This is a genomic window from Sorangium sp. So ce128 (genome assembly GCF_051525245.1).
Classification (GTDB): Bacteria; Myxococcota_A; Polyangia; order Polyangiales; family Polyangiaceae; genus Sorangium; species Sorangium cellulosum_B.
The window spans coordinates 5,561,731-5,586,004 of sequence record NZ_CP150313.1 but is presented as its reverse complement, the minus strand read 5'-3'; the positions used below and the strand labels follow the sequence as shown (position 1 = coordinate 5,586,004).

At 71.9% G+C, this 24,274-nt stretch carries 15 protein-coding genes and 1 tRNA gene; 8 read left to right on the top strand and 8 right to left on the bottom strand.

The features are described 5' to 3' along the window. Nucleotides 1-205: 205 nt before the first annotated feature. Together WME82_RS21300 and WME82_RS21295 are read right to left on the bottom strand one after the other, a co-directional pair. Nucleotides 206-1,351 (bottom strand): hypothetical protein, encoded by a 1,146-nt coding sequence (locus tag WME82_RS21300; protein ID WP_438044286.1) that lies wholly within the window; start codon nucleotides 1,349-1,351, stop codon nucleotides 206-208. Between the two features lie 356 nt (nucleotides 1,352-1,707). Then, entirely contained in the window at nucleotides 1,708-2,190 is a 483-nt protein-coding gene (locus WME82_RS21295) for a MarR family winged helix-turn-helix transcriptional regulator (protein WP_437554343.1), read from the bottom strand. A gap of 253 nt (nucleotides 2,191-2,443) precedes the next feature. Here WME82_RS21295 and WME82_RS21290 point away from each other — a divergent pair, with 253 nt between their 5' ends. Together WME82_RS21290 and WME82_RS21285 are read left to right on the top strand one after the other, a co-directional pair. Then, a complete protein-coding gene (locus WME82_RS21290; protein ID WP_438044285.1) occupies nucleotides 2,444-5,191 on the top strand; it encodes a transglycosylase SLT domain-containing protein in 2,748 nt (915 codons plus the stop codon). Between the two features lie 186 nt (nucleotides 5,192-5,377). Then, nucleotides 5,378-6,745 carry a hypothetical protein gene (locus tag WME82_RS21285; RefSeq protein ID WP_438044284.1) on the top strand — a complete coding sequence of 456 codons (1,368 nt, stop codon included), beginning with the start codon at nucleotides 5,378-5,380 and terminating at the stop codon, nucleotides 6,743-6,745. 111 nt (nucleotides 6,746-6,856) lie between these two features. Here the strand turns inward: WME82_RS21285 and WME82_RS21280 are convergent, their stop codons facing one another. Beyond that, nucleotides 6,857-11,290 (bottom strand): protein kinase domain-containing protein, encoded by a 4,434-nt coding sequence (locus WME82_RS21280; RefSeq protein WP_438044283.1) that lies wholly within the window; start codon nucleotides 11,288-11,290, stop codon nucleotides 6,857-6,859. A 260-nt stretch (nucleotides 11,291-11,550) separates the two neighbouring features. Here WME82_RS21280 and WME82_RS21275 point away from each other — a divergent pair, with 260 nt between their 5' ends. After that, nucleotides 11,551-11,997, top strand: a complete 447-nt coding sequence (locus tag WME82_RS21275) for a response regulator (RefSeq protein ID WP_012236479.1) — start codon at nucleotides 11,551-11,553, stop codon at nucleotides 11,995-11,997. A 103-nt stretch (nucleotides 11,998-12,100) separates the two neighbouring features. Continuing rightward, entirely contained in the window at nucleotides 12,101-12,871 is a 771-nt protein-coding gene (locus WME82_RS21270; RefSeq protein ID WP_438044914.1) for a carbon-nitrogen hydrolase family protein, read from the top strand. Nucleotides 12,872-13,001: 130 nt separating this feature from the next. Here WME82_RS21270 and WME82_RS21265 read toward each other — a convergent pair whose 3' ends face one another. Both WME82_RS21265 and hemW read right to left on the bottom strand, forming a co-directional pair. Further along, the gene (locus WME82_RS21265; protein WP_437747306.1) at nucleotides 13,002-13,943 is read right to left on the bottom strand and encodes a pyridoxal-phosphate dependent enzyme; all 942 of its coding nucleotides are present in this window, start codon (nucleotides 13,941-13,943) and stop codon (nucleotides 13,002-13,004) included. A gap of 72 nt (nucleotides 13,944-14,015) precedes the next feature. Beyond that, on the bottom strand, nucleotides 14,016-15,260 hold the full coding sequence (hemW, locus tag WME82_RS21260) for a radical SAM family heme chaperone HemW (protein WP_438044282.1): 1,245 nt from the start codon (nucleotides 15,258-15,260) through the stop codon (nucleotides 14,016-14,018). A 253-nt stretch (nucleotides 15,261-15,513) separates the two neighbouring features. Here hemW and WME82_RS21255 point away from each other — a divergent pair, with 253 nt between their 5' ends. Further along, on the top strand, nucleotides 15,514-17,688 hold the full coding sequence (locus WME82_RS21255; protein ID WP_437538533.1) for a RelA/SpoT family protein: 2,175 nt from the start codon (nucleotides 15,514-15,516) through the stop codon (nucleotides 17,686-17,688). A gap of 10 nt (nucleotides 17,689-17,698) precedes the next feature. Here the strand turns inward: WME82_RS21255 and WME82_RS21250 are convergent, their stop codons facing one another. Beyond that, complete coding sequence (locus WME82_RS21250; RefSeq protein WP_438044281.1) at nucleotides 17,699-18,301, bottom strand: YkgJ family cysteine cluster protein; 603 nt, start codon at nucleotides 18,299-18,301, stop codon at nucleotides 17,699-17,701. 18 nt (nucleotides 18,302-18,319) lie between these two features. Here WME82_RS21250 and amrB point away from each other — a divergent pair, with 18 nt between their 5' ends. Continuing rightward, the gene (gene amrB / locus WME82_RS21245; RefSeq protein WP_438044280.1) at nucleotides 18,320-19,858 is read left to right on the top strand and encodes an AmmeMemoRadiSam system protein B; all 1,539 of its coding nucleotides are present in this window, start codon (nucleotides 18,320-18,322) and stop codon (nucleotides 19,856-19,858) included. A 109-nt stretch (nucleotides 19,859-19,967) separates the two neighbouring features. Here the strand turns inward: amrB and WME82_RS21240 are convergent, their stop codons facing one another. Further along, complete coding sequence (locus tag WME82_RS21240) at nucleotides 19,968-21,197, bottom strand: FHA domain-containing protein (RefSeq protein ID WP_437301585.1); 1,230 nt, start codon at nucleotides 21,195-21,197, stop codon at nucleotides 19,968-19,970. Between the two features lie 413 nt (nucleotides 21,198-21,610). On the opposite strand from WME82_RS21240, the gene WME82_RS21235 reads away from it, so the two are divergent. Together WME82_RS21235 and WME82_RS21230 are read left to right on the top strand one after the other, a co-directional pair. Next, nucleotides 21,611-21,685, top strand: a tRNA-Gly gene (locus WME82_RS21235). A 175-nt stretch (nucleotides 21,686-21,860) separates the two neighbouring features. Beyond that, nucleotides 21,861-23,024, top strand: coding sequence for an AAA family ATPase (locus tag WME82_RS21230; protein WP_012236471.1), 1,164 nt, complete (start codon nucleotides 21,861-21,863; stop codon nucleotides 23,022-23,024). Here WME82_RS21230 and WME82_RS21225 read toward each other — a convergent pair. Beyond that, nucleotides 22,936-24,135 (bottom strand): pseudouridine synthase, encoded by a 1,200-nt coding sequence (locus WME82_RS21225; RefSeq protein WP_438044279.1) that lies wholly within the window; start codon nucleotides 24,133-24,135, stop codon nucleotides 22,936-22,938. The two genes, WME82_RS21230 and WME82_RS21225, sit on opposite strands and share 89 nt — an antisense overlap. Nucleotides 24,136-24,274 lie beyond the last annotated feature (139 nt).

Genomic DNA, 24,274 nt, shown 5'->3' with positions numbered 1-24,274 from the left:
GACGGCCACGCCGAGGGCGGTTGCAGGGTTCGATCCGGGGCCGCGTCAGGCGACGCGGGCGCATCGCCGCGGGCGATCGGGCTGCGCTGCTGCGAGCGACGACCTCGCGCCGTCGCGGGCGGCCTGGCCGCGTCCCCGCGCGCCGCCCGTGCGGGCGGGATGCGGTGAACGGTCGCGGAGGATCGCGCCGCGTGGGCGGGCGGAGCTAGGGGCAACTGACGCGCGAGAGCCGGATGCCCTGGTCTTGCTCCGTGTAGGCGATACCGAGCTCCTGGCCTGTCCAGGCCAGCGCCGGGTACCGGGCGGTCGCGCCGCCGCTCGCCTCGATCTCGTCGCCCATGGGCTCGAGGTCCCGGCTCAGCAGCGTGACGAAGACCCCCGGGGGACCGTCGCGGAACTGGTAGTACGCGACGGCAAGGCCGTGCCCTGTCCACGCGAGCGCCGGCCAGTTGGCGCTGTCTTCGCCGCGCGAGACGATGGCCTCGGGCGACACCTCGTCCTGCGCGGAGATCCGGAGCGCGCGGATCTGCTCCGCGCCGCTGCGGGTGTCCTCCCAGACGAGGAAGGCGTCGTCTTCGCCGAGCACGACGCGCGGCACCTTCGCGGTGACGCCCTGGTGCGCGATCGGATCGAGCGGAGCGCTCTCCTGGCCCGGCCTGGCGAATCCGAGCGCGTCGCCCTGGCTCCAGACCAGCGCGGTCCTCTCGCCGTCCGAAGCGACGGCCGGAAATTGCGCCTGATCCAGCGGCATCGAGCTGCTCAGCGCGCCGCTGTCGAGGTGGCCGAGCTGCGACCCGCCCGCATCCATCCACGCGATGAGCGTCCCGTCCTGGCTCGCCGCCGCGGTGGGCCAGGACTCGGCCGCTCCGCTCCTGGCCAGATCGAAGGCCGCGCCTTCGGCGACGCCTTCCAGCGTCGCGCGGCGGCCGCGCACGACGCTGCCCGCGCCGTCCTGATCCTGCCAGAGGACGAGCAGGCCCTGCCCGTCGCGGTGAACGCTCGGGTGGCTGGAGACGCCCGGCCCGTCGTCGATCACCTCTTCCCGCAGCTTGTTGCCCTCCGCGTCGACCGTGGCGAGGAGGATGTCGCCCTCGTCGGCCGCGCGCTCGTGCCACGCGATGGCGAAGCCCGCCCCGGTCCACGCGATCGAGGGCGTGATCCCGCGGCCGCTGCTCACCTTCAGGCCCTCGGCCGCGATCGTGCAGGCTGCGGCATGGCTCCCGGTCCCTCCGCCTCCCGCCGCGTGCCCGCCGCCTCCCGTCTCTGCTTGCCTGCCTCGTTCTCCGGAGCCGCAGCCCCATGACGCCGCGATGATCGCCGCGCTGATCGAGCCAAGAACCCAGTGCCTCATTGTTCCCCCGTCGTGGTGATGGAGGCGCTCGGCGCGGCGCGCGCCGCGCGGAGATCGCACCGAATGCCTCGATTCACGGGTCCGGCGCGGCGACGTCCTCCGTCTCGGAGACGGCGAGGCGCAGATCGCCGTGCGGGACGACCGCCGTTTCTCTGTTCGATGTCCCGAGGGGCTGCGGGTCGCGGCCCAGCCCTGCGCTTCACGCAGATCACGCAGCGTGCGCCGAGCTTCAGGCCGCGAAGCGCCGTTCGCTCAGCGCGTCGCGGCTCCAGCGCCGTGCGCGCCTGCAGGCATTCTCCGATCGGCGCTGCCCTGACTGGATCGCGCGCCGCGCGCGCGGATCCGACCGCGCGGCGCTACTCGTCGCCCTGCTGCGGTTGCAGCGCCTCGGCGACGGCAGCGAGCACGTCCTGCGCGGCGTCGAGCTTGCGTCGCGGCACCGACTTCAGCGCCTGTCGCACGGCCGCCTCCACCGTGCCGGTGCGGAGGCTGTCGAGCTCGCGTCCGCGCGCGGTGAGGCCCAGGAGCGCGCGGCGCCCGTCCTTCGGGTCGACCCGGCGCTCGATGATCCCGCGCTCTTGCAGCCGCTTCAGCACCCCCGTGAGGGTGCTCGGGTGCAGCTGCATGATCTCGGCGAGCTGACCGGCGGAGATCCCCGGGTAGCGCCCGACGATTCGGATGACGAGCCGCTGCGGGCCCGTCACGCCCATCTTCGCCTCCATGCGCTTCGACGTCGACTGCAGGCCGTGATCGACGGCCCACAGGAGCTTCATGAAGTCGAGCACCTCGCCCAGCCGAGAGCTCTTCTCTGAAGGGGGTCCGGCTGGAGACGAGCGCATCGCCGGTGCTTGCTAGCTCGCCCGGACGCGGGCGGCTAGTGCTGGTCGCAGCGAGGGCCGTCGGCCCCGGGCAGGCGCGGGGCGCGGCGCCGGTGCAGAACGCCGAGGAATTCGGGCCGGAACATCGCGGGAAGCCGCGGGCGCACCGGGACGCACCGGGAAGCGCGGCGATGTCGAGCAACCCACGGCGCCGCCGTTGTCTCCGCGCTTTGCCGTAGCGCTGGCGGGCGGTTTCGGAGCAAGATCCACGTCGATGAGCTGGGCACGGCGAGCCGCTCTGTGGACCGGGCTCGGCGCGCTGCTCTGCATCTCGGGCGCGGCCGTCGGCCAGGCGCCATCGGTGCGCGCGTCCTTCTCGGCGGCGTACCGCGCCTTCCGTGATCCCGGCCTGCTCGATCGCGCGCCCGCCCTCGCGGCGACGGCCGACGCGTGCCCTCCGCCCGCTGGCGACGCGCCGCCCGCCCTCACGGCGCTCCTCGTGCACGAGTTCCAGCCCGCGGCGGACGACGATCTCGAGGACCCCGACGGGGCGGTGCTGGCCACGCTGGCGATGCCGGACCTCGACGTGCCCCTCACGCGCCGCACGATGCGGTTCGTCCGCTTCTTCGCCCAGTCCGACGAGGGGCGCGCCCTCTTCCAGCGGCGCTTCCGGCGCGCCGGCGCGTACCGCGAGATCATCGAGCGCTCGCTCCGCGAGGCGGGCCTCCCGGAGGATCTGCTCTGGGTCGCGGCGATCGAGAGCGGCTTCGACCCGCGGGCGGTCTCGCCGGCCGGCGCGGCGGGGCTCTGGCAGTTCATGCCGAGGACGGGCGAGGCCTACGGCCTGGAGCAGTCCGAGTGGATCGACGCCCGCATGGGCATCACGCGGGCCACGGGCGCCGCGACCGCGCACCTGCGCGACCTGTACGAGCGATTCGGCCGCTGGGACCTCGCGCTGGCGGCGTACAACCTCGGCCACGAGGGCGTCCTCCGCGCGCTGTCGAAGGTCGCGACGGCGCGCGATCCCGAGGCCCGCGGGCCCGTCGGGCTCGCTGAGCTCTCGCAGGCGGGCGCCATCCCCAAGGAGACCGCGGACTACGTGCCGCAGATCATCGCCTTCGCGATCGTCGCGGCGAACCGCGGGCGCTTCGGGCTGGACCTGCCCGACGTCGCGCCTCTCCCGCCGCTCGATCTCGGCGAGGTCGCGGTGCCGCCGGGGACGCGGCTCCGCACGATCGCGCGCGCCGCGGGCATCTCGACGGCCGTGCTGCGCGAGCACAACCCCGAGCTCCTGCGCGACCGTGTCCCGCCCGGCCGTGTCGACCATCTGATCTCGCTGCCCGCCGATCGCGTCGCGCGCGCCATGGCCCTCTTCCCCGCCTACCTCGACCACGAGGAGCTCGACGAGGACGAGGGCGACGGCGCGAGCGCTGGGCTGCCGCAGCGCGCTGCGATCGGCGAGCTCGCGCTGGACGGCGCGTCGCTGCCGCCCCGCCCCGTGTCGCTCGGTCGGAACCGGCTCCCCCTCTTCACCCCGCCCGGCCAGGCGCCGGCGCCCATGCCGCTCCTCGGCAACCCGGAGGCGCTCGATGCGAGGCTCCCGATCGTGATGATCGGCGGCGGCGTCGGCTTTCGCCCTGCCTTCGAGGAGGACCCGCTCGGCGTCCGGAGCGGGCGCCTCGTCCCGGTGTCGCCTTTCGACGACGTCGGAGGCCCGAGCGCGCGCCGCGCCCTCAAGGGGCGCGAGGCGGCGATCGAGAAGCAGATCGGGCTCCTCGCGGGCCTCGGCCAGGAGCAGGTGCAGCGCTTCCGCCTCCCGAACGGCATCGCGGTCGACTTCCGGGAAGATCCCGCGGCGCCGCTCGTCTCGATCAGCGCGGCCGTCGCCGTGCCGGCGCGGTCCGCGGGCGACGCCGGCGCGGCGGGGCCCGCGCTCGCCAGCGAGGCGCGCGTCGCGATCACCGTGCCTCCGCGGGATCTCGACGTCGGCATCGACCTGGTCGCCGCGCGGCTCAGGATGCTGCTCGGCGAGGCGAGCGGCGCGCGCGTGGCCGAGCTCAGGCGGCAGGCCAGCGCGGCCTCGCGGCGCGCGCTCGAGCGGGCGCCGTACGGCCCCTCGTGGCTGGCGCTCGGGGACGCGCTGTTCCCCGCCGGCCACCCGCTGGAGGGCACCTTGATAGGGGCGCGCGGCGACGCAGGCGCGGCGAGCGATCTCCTGCTCACCGAGTCGCTCCGGCGCGAGCGCGCCGCGGCCCAGGCGACGATCGCGCTCTCGGGCGACGTCTCCCGCGCGGCGGTCGAGCAGGCGCTCGCGCGCTCGCTCCAGCGCGCCGTCGAGGAGCCGGAGCGGCCCATCGGGCCGCATCCGCGCGAGGAGCGGATCGTCATCGAGGACGCGGTGCCGGCGCCGCGGCTGCTCTATGGCTGGATCGCGCCGCCGGAGGGAGGCACGGACGAGGCGCCGCTCCGGGTGGCGATGGAGATCCTCGTCAGCCCGCGCGTCGCGCGGCTCGCGAAGGCCCTCGTGGCCGAGGGGCAGCTCGCGTCGGAGGTGACGGGGCGCCTGTCGCTCGGCGCGCAGGCGAGCGTCGCGGCGGTGGAGCTCACGCCCGCGCCGTCGCGCAGCGCCGCCGAGCTGGAGCAGCGCCTCGACGCCGAGCTCGCGTCGCTCGCGACGTCCGGGCCTACCTGGAAGGAGCTGGCCCTCGCGAAGGCCTTGCTCAAGCTGGATCTCGAGAGAGAGCTCACCCGGCGCGCGACGGTCGCGCCGCCGCCCGCGTCTCCTCGGCCGATCACCGATCTGCGGCTGCGCGCTGCGCTCGACCCGGGCAGCCTGCCGAGGCTGCTCCGTGCGCTCGAGGAGGTCGAGCCGGCCGATGTGCGCGCCGTGGTCGCGCGGACCTTCGGCCGAGAGCGTCGGGTGAGCGTCACGACCTGGCCGCGCGGCGGAAGCGGCGGAAGCGCCGTGGCGACCGCGGCACCCTCGACGCTCCCGCCGCTCGCTCCACCGCAGCAGCGGTGAGGCCGCTGGCGCTTGTTCAATCGGACGAACGCGGCCGAGCGTGCCCAAACGTGCCCGAACGCCCCTGAACAGGTCGGCGTGTAATCGGCGTCACATGTTCAGCGCCCCGCGCGCCAGCCGGCTTTTTTACCATGAACTTATGGACAGGTATGGACAGCTGGTAACGATTGGAGGTAGCACGGGAGAATGACGACCCCTGTGAAGCCGCTGATGGCTGCGGCACCGGCGAGCGAGCACTCCGGCCATTTCCAGGACGGTGTCTATCGGCCCTCTCTCTCGTCGTCCGCGGAGGCGCAGGCGCTGCGGGTGACGCGAAGCGGCGTCGTGGAGCGCGCGACGCGGACCACCGCGAGGACGCACTCCGGCGTGCGGTTCTCGGAGGTGTCCGAGCTGCCTTCGCTTCTCGACCACGTGCCTGCGGTCATCGCGCTGGAGAGGCAGCCGGTGCTGCGCAACCTGCTCATCACCCAGTGCTACTACGAGATCTCCGCGGAGCTCGTGAAGCTGCTCGGCGGACGCAACGCCCACTGGTGCACCTTCGCCACGTGGGCCTCGAAGACCGCGGGGCGGTTCATCCGCAACGAGGAGGTGCCGGCGGTGCTCCGGCAGCTGATCCTCTCGGACGAGGACGAGCGGGAGGTGATCTCGCAGCGCGCCGGCATCGTGACGGGGCGCGGCAAGGGCGAGCCCGAGCGCTCGCCGCTCGCCAGCGGCGTCAACCTGCTCACGCCCTGGTGGGGTCATGGACTCGATCTGATGGAGATCCCAGAGCGGATCTTGCGCGAGCTGAGCTCGGACATCGCCCTCGGCAATCTCAAGGTCTTCGAGGAGCTCGGACCTCTGTTCGTCCGCATGATCCACCTCTATCGAGAGTGCCCGCGGCCCGGCGACGCGCAGCTGGCCGCGCTGCTCGACGGGCTGCAGACAGGGCAGTCTCGTGAGGGCGGACAGGGGCTGCTCCGCAGCGCCATGGCGCGCTACCACGAGGCGATGCTCACGGAGGAGAAGGACAGGAAAGCGGAGCTGGTCCTCCTCGCCAACGCGCTCGTCGGGCTGCACGAGCAGGTGCGGCTCCAGCCGTACATCGCCAGGGCGCTCAACGCGCCCGTCCGCTGCCTGCGCGACTCGATCGGCGTTCCCGGACGGCACCTGCCCGACGCGCTCAGGTCCGTGATCCGCGAGCAGGCCGAGAAGGTGCAGGAGATCTGGCGTCTGCTGGCCACGAAGGAAATGATGACCATGCGCCTGCCGGACGAGCTCCTCGATCTCGGTCACGACCTGCCCGCGCCGCCCGGCTTGCCGCTCCACTGCGCGGAGCTCGCGACCATCGAGGATCGTGAGCTCTTCGACCTCCTGAGCGAGTACAACGCGCACGATCAGACGACGCACGGCTGCGGCGCAGAGGACTGGGCGTCGCTGCCCGAGCGCATGGGCTACATCCTCGAGCTGTTCCGCTCACGGCAGTCCTGCACGCGGCTCCTCGAGCGGCCCTTCAGCCGCGAGCAGCACGCCGAGATCGTCGCCTGGCGGGTGCCGATGCACGGCGAGCTCTAGCGCCGCGCTCCGGAGCTCCTGCGGCGTCTCCCGCGGTCGCCTCGCGGCGGGACGCGCCTCGCGCGCCGCCGAGGCGCGCTGCTCCTTCTCTTCCAGCGCGCCGCCCTCCGCTCAGGGGCGGGCCGCGCGGCGCTCTGAGAGCTGCGCCAGAAGGCCGAGCGCGCCCTGGCCCTCCGCGATCTCGCGCCCGCGCCGGAAGGCCGCCTCGGCCCGATCCCGCGCCTCCGCGGCCGTCGGCGCGCCGCGCGCGAGGGCGATCTCGCCCTCGAGACGGTAGAGCTCTGGCTCGAAGTAGCGTTCGTCGCTCTTCTCGACGAAGGCCAGCGTGTCGGCGAGCAGCGCGCTCGCCTCGTCGACGTTGCCCGCGCCGAGCTCCGCCTCGATGAGCGCTGACCGCCAGTAGGTGAGCGACACGCGGCTGCCGACGCCCGTCAGCATCGCCAGGCCTCCGCGGATGCGCGCGGCGCCCTCGGCATACCGCGCGCGCGCCGCCTCGCCGGCCGGCCCCTCGGCCGCGCGCGCCGCCGTCGCCCAGCCGAGGTCGATCTGGCTGAGCGCCGCCCAGTGGGGCATGCCCACCTCCTCGGAGAGCTTGCTGAGCGCGTGCGCGTGCGCCTCCGCGCCCGCGAGATCGCCGAGCAGGCAGCACAGCACGGCCGCGAAGTGCTCGACGAAGCCGCGGCTCACGGGCTGGTTCAGCTCCTCGCACAGCGCGATCGCCTCGTCGACCGAGGCCCTGGCGCGCTCCGGCTCGCCGAGATGGAACGCGATCCAGGCGAGGTGAGACAGGGAGAACGCCGCGGCGTCCTGGCCGAAGAGGAAGGCGAGCGGGAGGTGACGCGCGGGATCGTAGAGCGCGAGCACCTTGTTGAAGTGCTCGCGGGCCTCGCGGAGGTGCCCTCGGAGGAAGCGCGTCGCGCCGAGCGCCTGGTGGGCGCCCAGCGTGATGCCGGCGTCGCCCGTGCTCTCGGCGAGCGCGAGCAGCTGCTCGCCGTGCTGCTCCGCCAGCGCGTAGTCGCCGCGGACGTGGAAGAAGATCCAGAGCCCCCACAGCGCGGGGAAGAGCTGCGGCGAGGAGCCCGCCTCGTGGCAGAGCGCGTGCGCGCGCGCGTACGTCGCCTCGACCTCCGGGGCGGCGTAGCCGCGCGTGATCATCAGCGGGACGCCGAGCGTGGTCTGCAGCGTGATCTCGTCGCGCGTCCGCTCCTTGGTCTCCGGGAGCTGCTTGAGGAGCTCTAGCCCGCGGCTGAGCTGGCTGATCGCCTCGGCGTGCGCGGACGAGAACAGCGAGGCCTCACCCGCGCGCTGCCACGCCGCGATCGCGGGGCCGAGCAGCGCGGCCTCGGTGTAATGCCGCGCGAGCAGCTCGGGCGGCGTATCCGTGGAGCGCTCGGCGAGGACGGCGGCGATGCGCGCGTGGTACACCTGCCGGGTGCTGCGGAGCAGCGACTGGTAGGCGGCGTCCTGCACCAGCGCGTGCTTGAACGTGTACGTCGAGCGCGGGGGGCGCCCCCGCTGGAAGAGCAGCTCTGCGTCGACGAGCTGCGCGAGCGCCTCGCGCAGCAGCTCGGGGCTCGACGCCATGAGCAGCGGCTCCGCGCCCGCGCTGCCCGCCGCGCACAGCTCGAGCGCCTCGTAGCCGAACGATCGGCCGAACACCGCGGCGAGCTGCGCGACCTCCTTGGCAGGGCCCAGGCGATCGAGGCGCGACATCAGCGAGTGCTGGAGGGTGGTCGGGATCTCGGGCGCGCCCACCCCCTGGCGCGCGGCGCTCGGCGCGCCGGTCGACTCCTCTGCGGCGGCTTGCGCGGCGGCTGACTCGACCACCATGCGCGTGAGCTCCTCGGCGAACAGCGGGACGCCATCGCTGCGCTCCGCGAGCGTCCGGATCATCTCGTCTGGCAGCGACGCCTTCATGCCCGGCGCGCCGCTCGTCGCGTATTTGCCGGCCAGCTGCTGGACGAGCGCCCGCATTCGCTCGGCGCTGAGCGGGGCGAGGTAGATCTGGGTGAAGTGCGAACGCACCGGCCACGGCGGCGCGAACGTCGGGCGCGCGGTCAGGAGCAGCAGCAGCGGAGACGGCCGCCCCTCGTCGATGAGCCGGCCGAGCAGCTCCAGGGTCGACGGGTCGGCCCAGTGCAGGTCCTCGGCCGTGAGCACGAGCGGCTGCCGATCGGCGAGCCCGAGGAAGAGCTGCAGGAGCGAGGAGATGGTCTCCTGTCGCTGGCGCTGCGGGGTGAGGGCCGGCACGGGGTGACGTCCCTCGGTCGGGATCGACAGCAGCGCGGCGAGCAGCGGCACGGCGAGCGGCCCCGCCTCCGCCTCGGCGAGCAGCGTCTCCAGCCGCGCGAGCCGGTCTTCGCGCGGCTCGAGCCCTGCGCCGCGCTCCGTCGGCGGCGCGGCGCCGCTCAGCGTGCTCGCGCGCTCGCGATCGCCCGCGAGCAGCGCGTTGAGCAGCTCGATCACCGGATAGAAGGCGCTGTTCTGGAGCTGCGGCGAGCAGCGCGCCTCGAGCCACAGGTGGGGCGTCCCGGCCAGCCGATCGCGGAAGGCGCGCACGCTCCGCGACTTGCCGATCCCCGCCTCGCCCGTCATCAGCACGACCTGGCCCGCGCCCCCCGCGGCCCGCGTCCACCGGGCCGCGATCTCGTCGAGCTCGCTGTCTCTCCCGACGAGCGGCGTGAGCCCGTGCTGCATCCTCGCGTCCAGCCGGTCCCGCGCGGTCGTGCGCCCGTGCACCGCGAAGACCTCGATTGGCTGGCGCGCCTCCTTCGGGCTGATCTCGCCGAGCGCGTCCACGTGGTAATAGCCCTCGACGAGCTTCAGCGTCGCGCGGCTCACGAGCACCGTGCCCGGCTCCGCGTGGGCCTTCAGCTGCGTCGCTGCGTTCAAGGTCGGGCCTGCGAGCGATGGCGCGGCGTCGCTGTCCGCCACGACGACCATCCCGGTGTGCACGCCGACCTGCACGGACAGCGGCATGGACACGAGCTCGCGCGCGTTCAGGCGGGACATGTGCTCGACCAGATCGAGCGCCGCCTGCACGGCGCGGAGGGCGTCGTCCTCCCTCGCGACGGGGTGGCCGAAATACGCGATCGTCTCCTCGCCTGGGGAGCGGAGGAAGACCCCCTCTTGCGCCCCGATCACCTGGGCGCACACCGCCTGATACATCTGGACGAGCTCGTGGAACGCCTCGCTGTCGACCGTGTCCGCGATGCGCTCGGCGCCGGCGAGCCCGCAGACCAGCACGGTGAGCTGGCGGCGCTCGCCGCGGCCGGTGGTGGACATCGGCCGCGTCCCGGGCGCGACGCTGGGGCGGGACGTGAAGTTCGTCGCCGGCGCCGTCTGCGGGCTCCCCGAGGCGCCGAGGTGGATCGACGCGTTGCGGATCGGCCTCGCCGGCGCCGCGGCGGGCGCGACATTGCGGCCTGGGATCGCGAGCGTCGGCGCGGCGCCGAGCCGCTCGTCCTGCCGCTGCTGCTCGGGGGATTTGCGCACCGTGCCCGGCGGCGGCTCGGGTTGCTCGGAGGGCACGAGCTGGGTCTCCTGCTCGGCCTCGACCTGCCGCGCCGGTCGCGTCGCGATCGCCCGCTGCTCCAGGGCGCCGCCGCGCTCCTTCAGCGAGGCGGCGTGTCCATGTCCAGGATCGGGCGGCAGCGGCCACGGGATCCCCGACACGTCGCACTCCTCCAGCAGCTCGTAGGCGTCGCGGGCGGACCGGAAGCGGTGCGCCGGCGACTTGGCGGTCGCTTGCTCGAGCAGCACGCCGAGGGGGTGGCCGCGGAGGGCGCGGGGGATCGGCACCGGCTCGGGGCTCAGCTGGCGGAAGATGACCTCGGCGATCGTCGCCTCGTGCATCACGGGCGCGCCGATCAGGCACTCGAGAAAGGTGAGCCCCCATGCATAGATGTCCGCCGCTGTGGTCGGGGTGGACTGCACGAGCTGCTCCGGGGCCATGTAGGCCGGGGTCCCGTTGAACTCCCCGGTGGGGGTGAGGGCGCGGTAGTCGGCGGAGCGGGCCTCGCCGATGAGCGCGGCGATGCCGAAATCGAGCACCTTGGCGTGCGTCCGCTTGCCCGATCCGGCGACCATGATGTTGTGGGGCTTGAGGTCGCGGTGCACGACGCCGCGCTCGTGGGCGAAGCCGATGGCGTCGAGCACCTGCAGCATCAGCCGCTTCGCCTCGTTCGGCTCGACCCCCCTCGTGCGCTGGCAGCGCGCGGTCAGCGTCTCGCCGTCGACGTACTCGAGCGCCAGGTAGAGCTCGCCTTCGGGCAGGCGCCCGGCGTCGAGCAGGCGAACGATGTTCGGGTGGCTCAGCTGGGCGATGACCTGCATCTCCCGCTCGAAGCGCGCTTCCTGGGAGCTCGACTCGCGCGAGCGCCGCAGCACCTCGGGCCGAAGCAGCTTGAGCGCCACGCGCTGGGTGGTCACGATCTGGCGCGCATCGTAGACGACGCTATGGCCGCCGCTCCCGAGGTGGCCGAGCACCTGATACCGGCCGTCCACGAGCGCGCCGACCTCGAGCAATCCATCGCGAGCGGGCATCCCCTGATCTCTTACCGCCGAACGCCGCCGGAGTGGATCGTGAACGCCGCTGCCGGTCCAGGTTGATCGCTCGCGGCGCATCGCGAGGCCCGCTGAAGCGACGCGAGACAGGGCGCCGGGGCGAAGCGGCGCCCACCTCTGCCGGCCTTCCCGCTGTGTCGCGTGCCTGGCTGTCCTTCGCTGGGCGTGATGCAGGCAACCAGATCGCCTCGGCTTGAGCGCGTGGTGCAGGAGAACGAGGTCTGATACCCTCGCGCTTGATGGGCAATGCCCCGCACTCCGGCAGCATGCCGCCACCTTCGAGTGGTCGGGGCCAAGGAGCCCTCCTCTACGCCGTCGACGATGAGGAGCTCAACCTGGACCTCATGGATCGGGCGCTCCGCTCCGGCTACCAGGTCCGCACCTTCGGGGACCCTCGCCGCGCGCTGGCGGCCGCGGTGAAGGAGCCGCCCGCCGTGGTCGTCGCCGACTACCGGATGCCTCATTTCAGCGGGCTCGCGCTGCTGCGCGAGCTGCGCCGGCAGGGGCTGAGCTACGTCCCGGTGCTGGTCTGCGCCCCGACCGACGTCGAGCAGATCCAGAAGATCTCCCGGGAGAGCGCGGCCTTCCGGATCATCACGAAGCCCTGGATCGCCTCGGATCTTCGCCGCCAGGTCGATCTGGCGGTGAGCCTCCACCAGCTCCAGGTCGCGCGGAACCACCGCTGAGCCGAAGGCGCCCCGTGGCTTCGCCGTGCGCTGTCCGGGGCGATGCGACCGGATCGCCGGCGGGCGGCGCGGGAGCATGCTCGCGGTGCGGGGGCGTCCGGTGGTGTCCTTGAGCGATCGCTCCCTCGACGTGGTCGCGCTCGAGCTGCCGCAGCGCTTCGGCGACCGAGGGGGCGCGCTTGCCGAGATCGACGGTCTCCTCGGCTCGCCAGCGCTGGCGGGGGCAGACCTGGTGCTGCTGTCCGAGCTCATCCTCACGGGTTATGTCTCGCCGCGGGGCGACAGCGATCTGCGCCGCTTCGCGGAGCCGATCGACGGGGAGTCGGCGGAGCGGCTCGCCGAGCTCGCGCGAAGGCACCGGATCGCGCTGGCCGGCCCCCTCGTCGAGGCGAGCGGGGGCCGCTTTTACAACAGCTTGCTCGTCTTCGACGCCGACGGACGGCGCGTGGGCCATTACCGCAAGCGTCATCCGTGGTTCCCGGAGCGCTGGGCGGCGCCGGGGGATCTCGGGACGCCGGTCCTCGAGCTGCGCGGCGTCAAGCTCACCGTCGCGATCTGCTTCGATGTTCACTTCGTCTCCGAAGACGCGGGCGACGCGCTCGATGAGGCCGATCTGCTGCTCTTTCCTACGGCGTGGGTCGACTCGCCCGGGGAAGGGGACATGCGCGCCGATCTCCTGCCCGTGCTCGCCCGGCGCCATCGCATCTCGATCGTGAACGCCAACTGGGGGCCCTCCCGCCCTGCGATCGACGGCCAGGGCGGCTCGCGCATCCTCGACGCGCAAGGGCGGTCGGTCGCAGCGGCGCCGCCCGGCCCAGGGCCGAGCGCTGTACGCGCCGCCTTGCGCTTCGCGCGAGAGCGGCGCGGCACGTGAGCGTGGGCGCGGGGAGCGCCAGCGCGCCCTCGCGCGTAGGCTCGAACGCCTGAGCGCGCTCAGGTGAAGGTCGAGCTCCCCCGCGCGGGCGCGGCGAAGCTGGGAGCCGGCGTGGCTCCCGCGATCGCGCTCAGGTGAACGGGAGCCGGGTCAAATCGACGTTGCCTCCGCTCACGATGACGCCGATCCGCGCCCCGTGGACCAAGCGCCGCAGGACCGCCGCCACCGGGACGGCCGCGCTCGGCTCGATGACGAGCTTCATTCGCTCCCAGACGACGCGCATCGCCTTGACGATGTCCTCTTCGCTCACGGTGACGATCTCGACCCCGCGCTCGCGCAGGACCGCGAAGGTGAGCTCGCCGAGCGAAGTGCGGAGGCCGTCGGCGATCGTGACCGGGTCGTTCGAGGGGATGATCCTCCCCTCGCGCATCGATCGCGCCGCGTCGTCCGCGGCCTCGGGCTCGGCGCCGATCGTGCGCGCGCGCGACAGCGAGCCGGTGGCGATGGCGGTCCCGGAGAGCAGCCCGCCGCCGCCCACGGGCGCGACCACGGCGTCGAGATCGTCCACCTGGGCCGCGAGCTCCAGCGCGGCCGTGCCCTGGCCGGCGATGATGCGCGGGTCGTTGTAAGGATGGACGAAGATCGCGCCCGTCTCGGAGATCACGCGGGCGATCGTCTCCTCGCGCGACCGGAGCGTGGGGGCGCAGCTCACGACCCGGGCGCCGTAGCCTTCCACGGCGGCGCGTTTCACAGCGGGCGCGTTCTCGGGCATGACGATGTACGCGGCGACGCCGCGGATTCGGGCCGCGAGCGCGAGCGCGGCGGCGTGGTTGCCCGAGGAGTGGGTCGCGACGCCGCGCCGCGCCTCCTCGTCCGAGAGGGACAGGACCGCGTTGCACGCGCCGCGGAATTTGAACGCCCCGACCCGCTGCAGGTTCTCGCACTTGAAGAAGACGCGCGCCCCCGCGATGCCGTCGATCGTGCGGCTGGTCATCACGGGCGTCACGTGGGCGTGGGGCGCGATGCGCACGGCGGCGCCGCGGATGTCCTCGACGGTAGGCAAACGGCTCATGGGACGCTCATCGGAGCGTGGTCCCGGCCCGGCGTCCACCGCGAGCCCACGTGACGCCCTCGCGGCGCTGCTTCAGAACAGGTCGGCCGCGATGCCGTCGGCGAAGACCCAGGCTGCTCGCGGGACGCGGACCCGCCCGCCGGCCACCTCCAGGCGGCCGGCGCGCTCGAGCCGCTCGGCGGCCTGCCTCCGCGAGGGCGGCCACGCCGGCACCCCGAGCGCCGCCGCGGCGGCCTCGAGATCGAGCCCCTCGCGCAGCCGCAGCCCGAGCATGATCCGCTCGGACAGCCGCGTCTCCGGGTCGAGCCGCTCCTCGCTCTCCACGGCGATCGCCTCGCCGCCCTCGGCCATCGCAGCCATGTACCGTTCTGGACTCACGATGTTCCGGTACCGGACCGCGAACGCTTCTCCATGCCCCTCCGCGCCGGCCGAGCGCAGGCCCCAGCGCGGATCCGGGCGAGACACCGTCCCGTAGGCGGCGCACCCGAGACCGACGTAGTCGATGCCTTGCCAGTAACCCAGGTTGTGGCGCGCCTCGTCGCCCGGCCTCGCGTAGTTCGATACCTCGTAATGGGCGAGCCCCTCGGCCTCGAGGGCCTCGTCGATGGCGAAGAACGTGTCCGCAACGCCATCGTCTCCGGCGAGCGGCAGGCGACCGCGCCGCGCGAGCTCTCCGAACGAGGTGCCGGGCTCGACCGTCAGGCTGTACGCCGAGATATGGGTCACCCCCGTCGAGGCCACCGCGCGCGCCTCGGCGGCCGCGTGCTCGGGGCGTTGCTCCCGCGCCGCCTCGACCGTTCCGACCGCGACACCGTAGATGAGATCGCCGCTCACGCGCGGCATCCCGGACCGGAGCGCCGCCGAGAGCGCGCCGAGCCCGCCGTCTGGGTCGTGCAGGCGCCCGAGGAACCGGAGGCGCTCGACGTCGAGGCCCTGAACTCCGATGCTGAGCCGGTTCACTCCGATCGCTCGGAACGCTCGGGCCCGCTGCTCATCGAGCGAGGTGGGGTTGCACTCCACGGTCACCTCGAGGTCCGGCGAGAGCCGGCCGGCGGCCGCGGTGATGGCCGACAGCACCCTGCCCATCTCGTCCGGCTCCCACAGGGACGGCGTCCCGCCGCCGAAGAAGATGCTCCGGAGCTCGCGCTCGCCCAGCACATCCTCCCGCTTCCGGAGCTCGGCCAGCACGGCGTCGGCATAGCCGCGGTGGTCGATCGCCTCCCGCGCCTTCGCGAAAGACACGAAGTCGCAGTAGGGACACTTCTTGAGGCACCAGGGGAAGTGGACGTAGACGGTGATCGGCTCCATGGTTTTCATGAATCCGCGACAACATTCGACCCGACGCAAGCGGGCGAAGCGGAAACTCCGAGATGAACCGAGATGAGGACGACGTGGATGGCGTGGATGGCGACGAGGACGCGCGGCGGAGCGCGCGTGCCCTGCGCCGGGCAACGCGCCTGGGCACCTTACTCTGCGCGCGCGCGTCGCGCATGGTGACACAATTGCGGGGTCTAGATCGCGGTGTTAGCGTGCGAAAGGGAGGGGGCGCATTGCGCCCACCGAACTCTTCATGCTGACGTTGACGGAGCTTGTCGATCGCGTCCGGACCTATCAGCCCGCTGCAGACGTCGATCTCATCGCCCGGGCCTACGCCTACAGCTCTGATGCTCACAAGGGGCAGACCCGCAAGAGCGGCGACCCTTACTTTTCCCACCCGGCGAGCGTCGCCGCGATCATCACCGAGCTCAAGCTGGACACGGCGAGCGTCTGCGCCGGGCTCTTGCACGATGTCGTCGAGGACACGCTCGCAACGACCACCGACATCGAGAACAGCTTCGGCCAGGAGGTGGCGTTCCTCGTCGACGGCGTGACGAAGCTCTCGAAGATCAACTTCGCTTCCAAGGAAGATCGGCAAGCCGAGAACTTCCGCAAGATGCTGGTGGCGATGGCGCGGGACATCCGCGTGCTCCTCGTGAAGCTGTGCGACCGCCTCGACAACATGCGGACGCTCGAGTTCATGAAGCCCGAGGCGCAGGACCGGATCGCCCGGGAGACGATGGAGATCTACGCGCCGCTCGCCAACCGCCTCGGCATCGCGCGCTTCAAGAGCGAGCTCGAGGACCTGTCGTTCAGGTACATCGAGCCGGAAGCCTGGTCGGACCTCTCGCAGAAGGTCAAGACGACCGCGAAGGAGCGGGACAAGTACATCCACGAGGTCTCGAAGGTGCTCGCGGGCAAGCTCGCGGAGCAGGGCTTCGCGGTCGACGTCACCGGCCGAGCGAAGCACCTCTACTCGATCTGGCGCAAGATGCAGGCGCAGCAGTGCGATTTCGATCAGGTCTATGACGTCATCGCGTTCCGGGTCCTCGTCGAGTCGGTGGCGGACTGCTACGCGACGCTCGGCGTGATCCACTCGCAGTGGACCCCGGTCCCCGGCCGCTTCAAGGACTACGTCGCGCTGCCCAAGCCGAACATGTACCAGTCGCTGCACACGACGGTCATCGGACCCGGGCGCGAGCGGATCGAGATCCAGATCCGCACCCACGAGATGCACCGCGTCGCGGAGCAGGGCATCGCGGCGCACTGGAAGTACAAGGAGAACAACTCCGGCGGCATCGACCCGAAGGACGCCGCGCGGTTCGGCTGGCTCCGCCAGCTGATGGAGTTCCAGAAGGAGCTCAAGGATCCGGCCGAGTTCCTGGAGAGCGTCAAGGTCGACCTGTTCCAGGACGAAGTGTACGTCTTCACGCCGAAGGGCGACGTGCGCGTCTTCCCCCGCGGCTCGACGCCCATCGACTTCGCGTACGCGATCCACACGCAGGTCGGCGAGCACTGCTCGGGGGCACGGGTCAACGGCGCCATCGTCCCGCTCCGATCGAAGCTCCGGAACGGCGACGTGGTCGAGGTGATGACCAACCCGAGCCAGCACCCTTCGAAGGACTGGCTCGATTACGTCTCGACCAGCCGCGCGCGCTCGAAGATCCGCAACTTCCTGCGCACGGAGCAAAGGGAGAAGTCGCTCAAGCTCGGTCGTGAGCTCCTCGAGAAGGAGATGCACCAGCGCAGCATGAGCCTGAGTCGCCTCACGAAGCACGAGGGCGAGCTGCGCAAGGTCATGGAGCGCTTCGGGGTCACCTCGGCCGACGAGCTCTTCATCTCGGTCGGGTATGGCAAGGTGAGCGTCCGCGCGGTGTGCGAGTTTCTCGCGCCCACGCCCAAGGAGAACGAGAAGGGCACGCCGACCCCGCCGCCCGAGTCGATCAAGGAGGGGCGCATCGAGTCGCTCGTCCGCAAGGTCACCGGGCGCGACAGCCACGGCATCCGGCTGAACGGCATCGACGACGTCCTCGTCCGCTACACGAAGTGCTGTAACCCGCTCCCAGGCGACGAGATCGTCGGCTTCATCACGCGCGGCCGCGGCATCACCGTCCACCGCCGCAACTGCGCCAAGGCGTTCGACACGGACCCGGAGCGCCGCGTGGAGATCTCCTGGGACTCGCGCGCGAAGATCAACCGCCCCGTGCAGATCAAGGTGATGACGGCGAACCGGCCGGGCATCCTCGCGACGGTCGGCCACACGTTCCACGAGCAGGGCATCAACATCAGCGAGGCGACCTGTCGCGCGGGCGACGACGGTCGGGCGATGAACACGTTCACGTTCCTGTGCTCCGACCTCGCGCAGCTGAAGAGCGTGATCCGGCGGCTGCAGCGGATCCCCGGCGTGATGGCCGTCGAGCGGACCTGAGCGGCGGGGCTCAGCGGCCACGGCGAGCGCGCGCCGAGCTGCTCGTCCTGGGCGGCGCGCCCGCGGCGCTCGGTCCAGCCTCCGCCAGGGCGCGGGTGAGCGGACGGCCGAGGTCGCCGCCCGGCTCGTGTCGCGCGGCGATCTCCTGCATCTTGCGGACGAGCCGGGTCACGTCGTGGTGGCGGACCGGGGATCCAGCGGAGGCGCGATCACAAAAGAACGTGCGGCACCCGAGGGGCCTCGCGGCGTAGATCGCGCAGCGGCCGGCGTCGGTGAGCATCGGGCACCGCCGCTCCGACGCTTGCGGCAGCGCGCGTCGCCGGCTCGGGCCGCCGGCGGACGCCCCCGGCTCGGGCGCTCCTGCCCCGTCCGCTCGCACGATCCCCTCGAGCGCTCGGCGGCCCCCGCGAGCCGCGATCGCGCGCCGGACGGCAGCGAGCTCGACGGAGGTCACGTACGGTTCGCGGCCTGTGATCCCGAACCGACAGCACTCGGTCGAGGCCTCGCACGTCCAGCCACTGAAGACCTCTTCCGCCTCGCGGTACACGGCCGAGAGCTCGGTGAGCAGATCGGCTTCACGGACGGGTGGATCGAGGGTCGTGGTTCGACGCATTCGTTCGGAGGCGCTCTCGTGGTGATCGGACGTACTGCCAGCCCGAAGCGGCCGCGATGCAAGGGGAGGGGTGCGGAGCCGGGCGGAGCTTCAAGCAGCGACCCTAGTGCCACGCAGCGCCGCTGCGAAGCAGCAATCCGCCATCCTGACGGGCGCTCTGACGCAGGGCACCAGCGCTGTCCGTTCTGGAGCGAGCTGCCGCTGCGACCGCGGGGGCGTCGGCGCTGTTCCCGGAGGCGCGAGGCCGCGCGCTGGGCGGCGAGCGCGCACGCGCTATTCTCGCGCTGGATGCCGGTGCTGCGCCCGAAGCTTCGAGCCCTTGAGATCGTCGTCATCCAGGATGAGCGCCATGGCCGCGCGTTGATGCTGCGCGACACCGAGGGCATCGCGCCGTCTCCGGTCGTCGTTCCCGCCGCGAGCGCTGCCGTGCTCGCGCGCTTCGACGGGAGGCGACCGATCGACGAGATCGCGCGTGACGTCGCCCGGTCGACGGGCCAGCACGTGGACGCCGCCCACGTGTCGCAGCTGGCCGACGAGCTGGAGCGCGCGTGGATGCTCGACAGCCCGCGATTCCAAGCGCGCCGGCGGAGCGTCGTGCAATCGTTCGACGCGGCGCCGATCCGGATGGCCGCGCACGCGGGCGGCGCGTACCACGGCGATCGGCGGAAGCTCGCCGACTTCATCGAACGAAAGTGCCTCCAGGTCGCGCGGCCGCAGGGCGGAGCGACGCGCGCTGTAGCGCCGCAAAGCGCGCCATCGCGCATGGTCGGGCTCTGCGCGCCGCACATGGATCTCTGGCGCGCCGCGGCGGGCTACGGGCATGCCTATGCTGCGTTGGAGCAGGCGCTGGCGGGTCCAGGGCTCGAGCAGATCGACACGTTCGTTCTGCTCGGGACGTCGCACGCCGCGATGCGCCGTCCGTACGCCGTCTGCGAGAAGACGTTCGCGACGCCGCTCGGTCCTCTCGAGCCGGATCGAGAGATGATCGCAGAGCTCGCGGCGGCGAGCCGCTTCGACGTGCGCGAGGACCAGTACCTGCACAAGAACGAGCACTCGATCGAATTTCAGGCCGTGTTTGTGCGGCACCTCCTTGGCGGCCGCGCGGCGTCGATCGTACCCATCCTCTGCGGCCTCTCGGAGTGTCAGGCGCGGCGTCGCGACCCCGCGCAAGACGATGGCGCCGAGTCGTTTCTGAGGGCGCTCCGCGACGCCCTGGCGAAGCGCCCCGGTCGCGTCCTCGTCATCGCAGGAGCGGACCTCGCCCACGTCGGCCCGCGCTTCGGTGATCCCGCGCCCCTGGACGAGCGGCAGCGGACGGCGCTGCGCGACCGCGATCTCGCATCGATCGAGCGCGCGACGTCGATCGATGCGCCGGGCTTCTTCGTCGACGTCGCACGTGACCTCGCCAGCCGTCGCGTCTGCGGTCTCGGCCCCATCTACACGTTGCTCCGCGCGCTCCCGCCGTCGTCACGCGGCGAGATGCTGCACTACGAGCAGTGCGTCGACCCCGAGGAGGGATCGATCGTCAGCCATACGTCTCTCGGATTTTACGGTTGAAGATCCGCGCCTGGGCGTCCGCCTGGCGCGCGCTGGCGCTTCGTCCGAGCTCGCCGAGAGCCCCCCGCGCTGGCGCGACGCGAGGCTCCCGCAGATGAACGGGCGTCACTCAGCCGCGCGGGACCCTGCGGCGCGCGATGTCGAGGCCGAGCCGGTCGGCCTCGCGGTAGATGGCCTGCCGCGACATGCCCAGGGCACGCGCAGCGGACGCGACGGAGCCGTTGGCCCGGGCGAGGGCGTCCTCGAGGCGGGCGCGCGCGAGCGAAGGATCCGTCGCGGGCGGGAGGTTCGGCTTCACCCGCGGGCCGCGCGCGAGCGATCCCGCGATCGGCGTGACGGAGAGCGGACCGTCCGGCGCAGCCTGGGCTGCGGTCACGATCGCGGACTCGAGCTGCGGGACGCCGCCCGGCCAGCCAGCACGGACGAGCGCCTCCAGGAGCTGCGGAGTGAAGCGGTCGAGGCCGATCGCGTTGCGCTCCGCGATGTCGCGCACGATGAGCGGCACGTCCTCGCGCCGCATCTCGAGCGTCGGGATCGTGATCCGCTTGCCGGAGAAGAGCGAAGCGAACCACGGCGCCACGCGCCCGTCGCCGGCGGCACGGTCGAGCGGCTGTCCGGTCGTCGCGATGATGCTGACGCCGTTCGAGCGACCGACCGAGTGCGCGATCTCCAGCTGCTGCGGGCGCGGCAGGCGATCGGCGTCGAGGACGAGCCATGTCATCGGTCGTGCGCCCGGCGGAATGGCCGGCTTCGTCTCGGCGCTGCCGTCGACCACCAGCGTCTCACCCAGGCCCTCGCGCACCGCTGCGGCGAGGCGAGCCAGCGTCCGCTTCCCGACCCCGGGAGCACCCTCGATGCAGACGCTGGAGCCCGACTGCACGAGCTTCATCACCGGGTCGATCCAGTCCTTGCGCTGCTTCGAGCCGAACACCAGCGGCCCGAGCCGAGACGGCGCGCCGTCATACAGCGCGAGGTGCCGCTCGACGAAGACCCCGAGCTGATGCCCGAGGCGCACCACGTCGCCGTGCATCACGCCGATGCGCCGGGCGCGGACGCCGTTCACCCACGTGCCGTCGTGGGTGTCCATGTCCTCGATGTAGCAACCGTCGGAACGGACGCTGATCTTCGCGTGCTCCGGCGCGATCCCGTGGCCCTCAATGCGCCCGTCGCGCGCGGCGCTGCCGATCACGGCGCCGTCCATGAGGCTCACGATCCGCGGCGGAGCGTCGAGCCCGATCAGGACGAGCCCCCACCCGCCGTCGTCATCCTGTCGTTTGGCGTGGACTCCGGACCGGTACTCTTTCTGAAGGACCGGCGCCGTTGTCTCCGCAACGTCCACTCGCAAAGCAGTCTGTTCGTTCATGCTCCCCCCAAGTCCAAAGGACCTGCCTGGTCGACCCAGGCCAACCAAGAGCGCGCCGAGTGGCGGGCACCCCTTATGATGTAAGAGCCCCCCACACGGTGCCGCTGTCGCGAACGCGAAGGCATTTGTGAGCGGCACCGTTCGTGGTGCTGCTTGGCGAGCCCCCTCGCTCGCAATGGCCACACAATACTCGACCAGAGCGGCCGTGCAACCTGCCGGCGACGGAAGTTTTGAGGTTTTGTTGTTGAGAGCTTGACTCCCACCACGCCGATTGGTACTCATCCGCCACGCATCGACGGAGCGAACCTCCGGTGATGACCCGGCGCGAATCAGGATTTTTCTGACAAACGCCTTTAGAAGTGGTTTCCTGAATTAAGTGATTGACATCTGCGGGAGTAACTCAGTGGTAGAGTGCAACCTTGCCAAGGTTGACGTCGCGGGTTCAAATCCCGTCTCCCGCTCCACGACATAGGCTCTGCGGCAGCGAGCAGACCCTGCGAGGCCGGTGTGACCCACCGGCCTCTGTGTTTTGTTCAACGTTTTGCTCAACCGCTCGGCGCGCTGGCGTCGTGGGAACGCACGGGGCGATGCGCCGAACGGTGCGCCAGGCGGCGGGCCTGTGATACGAGGATTCGCCTCATGTCCGCTCCGCTCCACGAGCGCCTGCGCCTGCTTGCCCATAGCCTCGAGCGGCAGTTCCTAGGCAAGGACGAGATCATCCGCCTGCTCATGATCGCGGTCGTCGCGGGCGAGCACTGCGTGCTCCTCGGCCCGCCGGGGACCGCGAAGAGCGCGCTCATCCGCACGCTCGCCGAGCTGATGCAGGCGCGGTACTTCGAGTACCTGCTCACGCGCTTCACCGAGCCGAACGAGATCTTCGGCCCGGTCGACATCGGTGCTTTTCGCGAGGGCGTCTACCGCCGGAACACCTCGGGGATGCTCCCCGAGGCGGAGATCGTCTTCCTCGACGAGGTCTTCAAGTCGAACAGCGCCATCCTGAACGCGCTGCTCACGCTGCTGAACGAGCGCAAGTTCGCGAGCGGCGGCCAGGTGCTCCGCTGCCCGCTCATCAGCGTCTTCGCTGCCTCGAACGAGGTGCCCGGCGACGAGACGCTGACCGCGATCTTCGACCGCTTCCTCCTGCGGGTGCAGTCCGACAACCTCGACGCCTACCACTTCAGCGAGCTGCTCCAGCGCGGCATTCAGCAGGAGATCCGGCATATGGCCGGCGAGCCGCTTCGCCCGCTCGTCGCGGCGCGCGAGCTCGCCGAGCTCGGCCGAGGGTTCGGCGCGCGGATGAACTTCGGCGATGCGTTCCTGTCGGCCTACAAGGGGCTGGTGTTCCAGATCCGCGCCGAGGGGATATCGCTCTCGGATCGTCGTGTCGTGAAGATGCTCAAGCTCTTCGCGGCGAGCGCTTACCTCGATGGCCGCCAGACGACCGACGCGAGCGACTTCTTCGTGCTCAAGCACATCTGGAACAACCAGGATCAGGCGGCGATCCTCGAGGGCATCGTGCAGCCGGTGCTCGAGGCCTTCTTTCGCGAGCACCCGGATCGCCGCCGCGTCGGCGCGCTCGGCGTCGGCGTGGAGGCGCTCGCCGCGGAGATCGATCGGATCCGGCAGATCCTCACGGGTGGCGCCTCGCTCGGCGACGTCCAGCTGTTCAGTCAGCTGAAGGCGCTCGGCGAGATCAAACAGGCCCTCGCCGGCATCAACGACGCTCGCGCCCGCGAGCTCGAGGCGCGCGTGTCTCAGCTGCTCGAGGCTTCGTTTCGGAGCGGACGCTTCGCGCAGATCTAGCGGCGCCCGGTCCGGGCGTCGCGGGCGCGGCGGCGTCGGTCCTGGGGCGAGCCGTCCTCCCAGCCGGGCTCCGGGCGGGCGTGCTCGGGGCGGCGTCGGTCCTGGAGCGAGCCATCCGCCCGGCCGGGCTCCGGGCGGGCGTGCTCGGGGTGGTGTCGGTCCTGGAGCGAGCCATCCGCCCGGCCGGGCCCTGACCAGGTGCGCTCGGGGCGTCGGCGTTGGTTCTGGAGCGAACCCTCGGCTGTGCCGGTCCCCGGCCGCGTGCGGCAGCACCAGCGGCTTCCTGTGTAGGCCGAGGTGACGCCTTCGCGCCTGACCGGGCCGAGCTGGCCGTGCGGCGGTGGTCGACCGGACCCGACGACGCGCCCATCATCGCGCCGCGGATCCGCTTGGGCACGCCGAACGCCTCGCGGATGTGGAGGAGCTCATCCACCGTCAAGGCGCGCCACTCTCCCGGCCGGAGGCCTTCCGAGCTCACGCCGGCGAACGTCGTCCGGGCCAGGCGCATCACGGGCCAGCCGGTCGCCTCGCCCATGCGACGGATCTGCTGGTTGCGGCCCTCGCGGAGGGTCACCTCGAGCCACGTCTTGTCGCCCTCGTGGCGGAGCAGCCGCGCCTCGGCCGGCAGCGTGACGCCATCCTCGAGGCGGATCCCCTCGCGCCACGGCGTGAGGTCGTCCTCGCTCATGGCGCCCTGAACCTTCAGGACGTAGGTCTTCGGCACGCCGCCGCGCGGATGGAGCAGCGCGTTGGCGAAGTCGCCGTCGTTTGTCATGAGGAGGATGCCGCTCGTCGCGAAGTCGAGCCGACCCACGGGGTAGAGCCGCGCGCCCGTGCCACGCACGTGGTCGGCGACCGTCGGGCGCCCCTCGGGATCGCGCAGCGTCGAGACGACGTTCCGCGGCTTGTGCAGCGCGACATAGACCGGCGCCTCGGAGACGAGGCGCTTGCCGTCGACCTCGATGCGGTCCTTTTGCCGGTCGGCCTTCAAGCCGAGCTCGGTCACGACGCGCCCGTTCACGCGCACCCGCCCGGCGAGGATGAGCTCCTCCGATGCGCGACGCGAGGCGACGCCGGCGCGCGCGATGATCTTCTGCAGACGTTCTTCCATGGTGTGCTCGGGACCTACGCCGACGCGATGGTGTCGGCCGACGGCACTGATAAGCACGCTCCTCGCGCCGCGTCGACCGACCTGGGCGGTACGCTGCTGGGATCCGAGGCCGACGGCCGGCACGCCTGCCCTGGCGAAC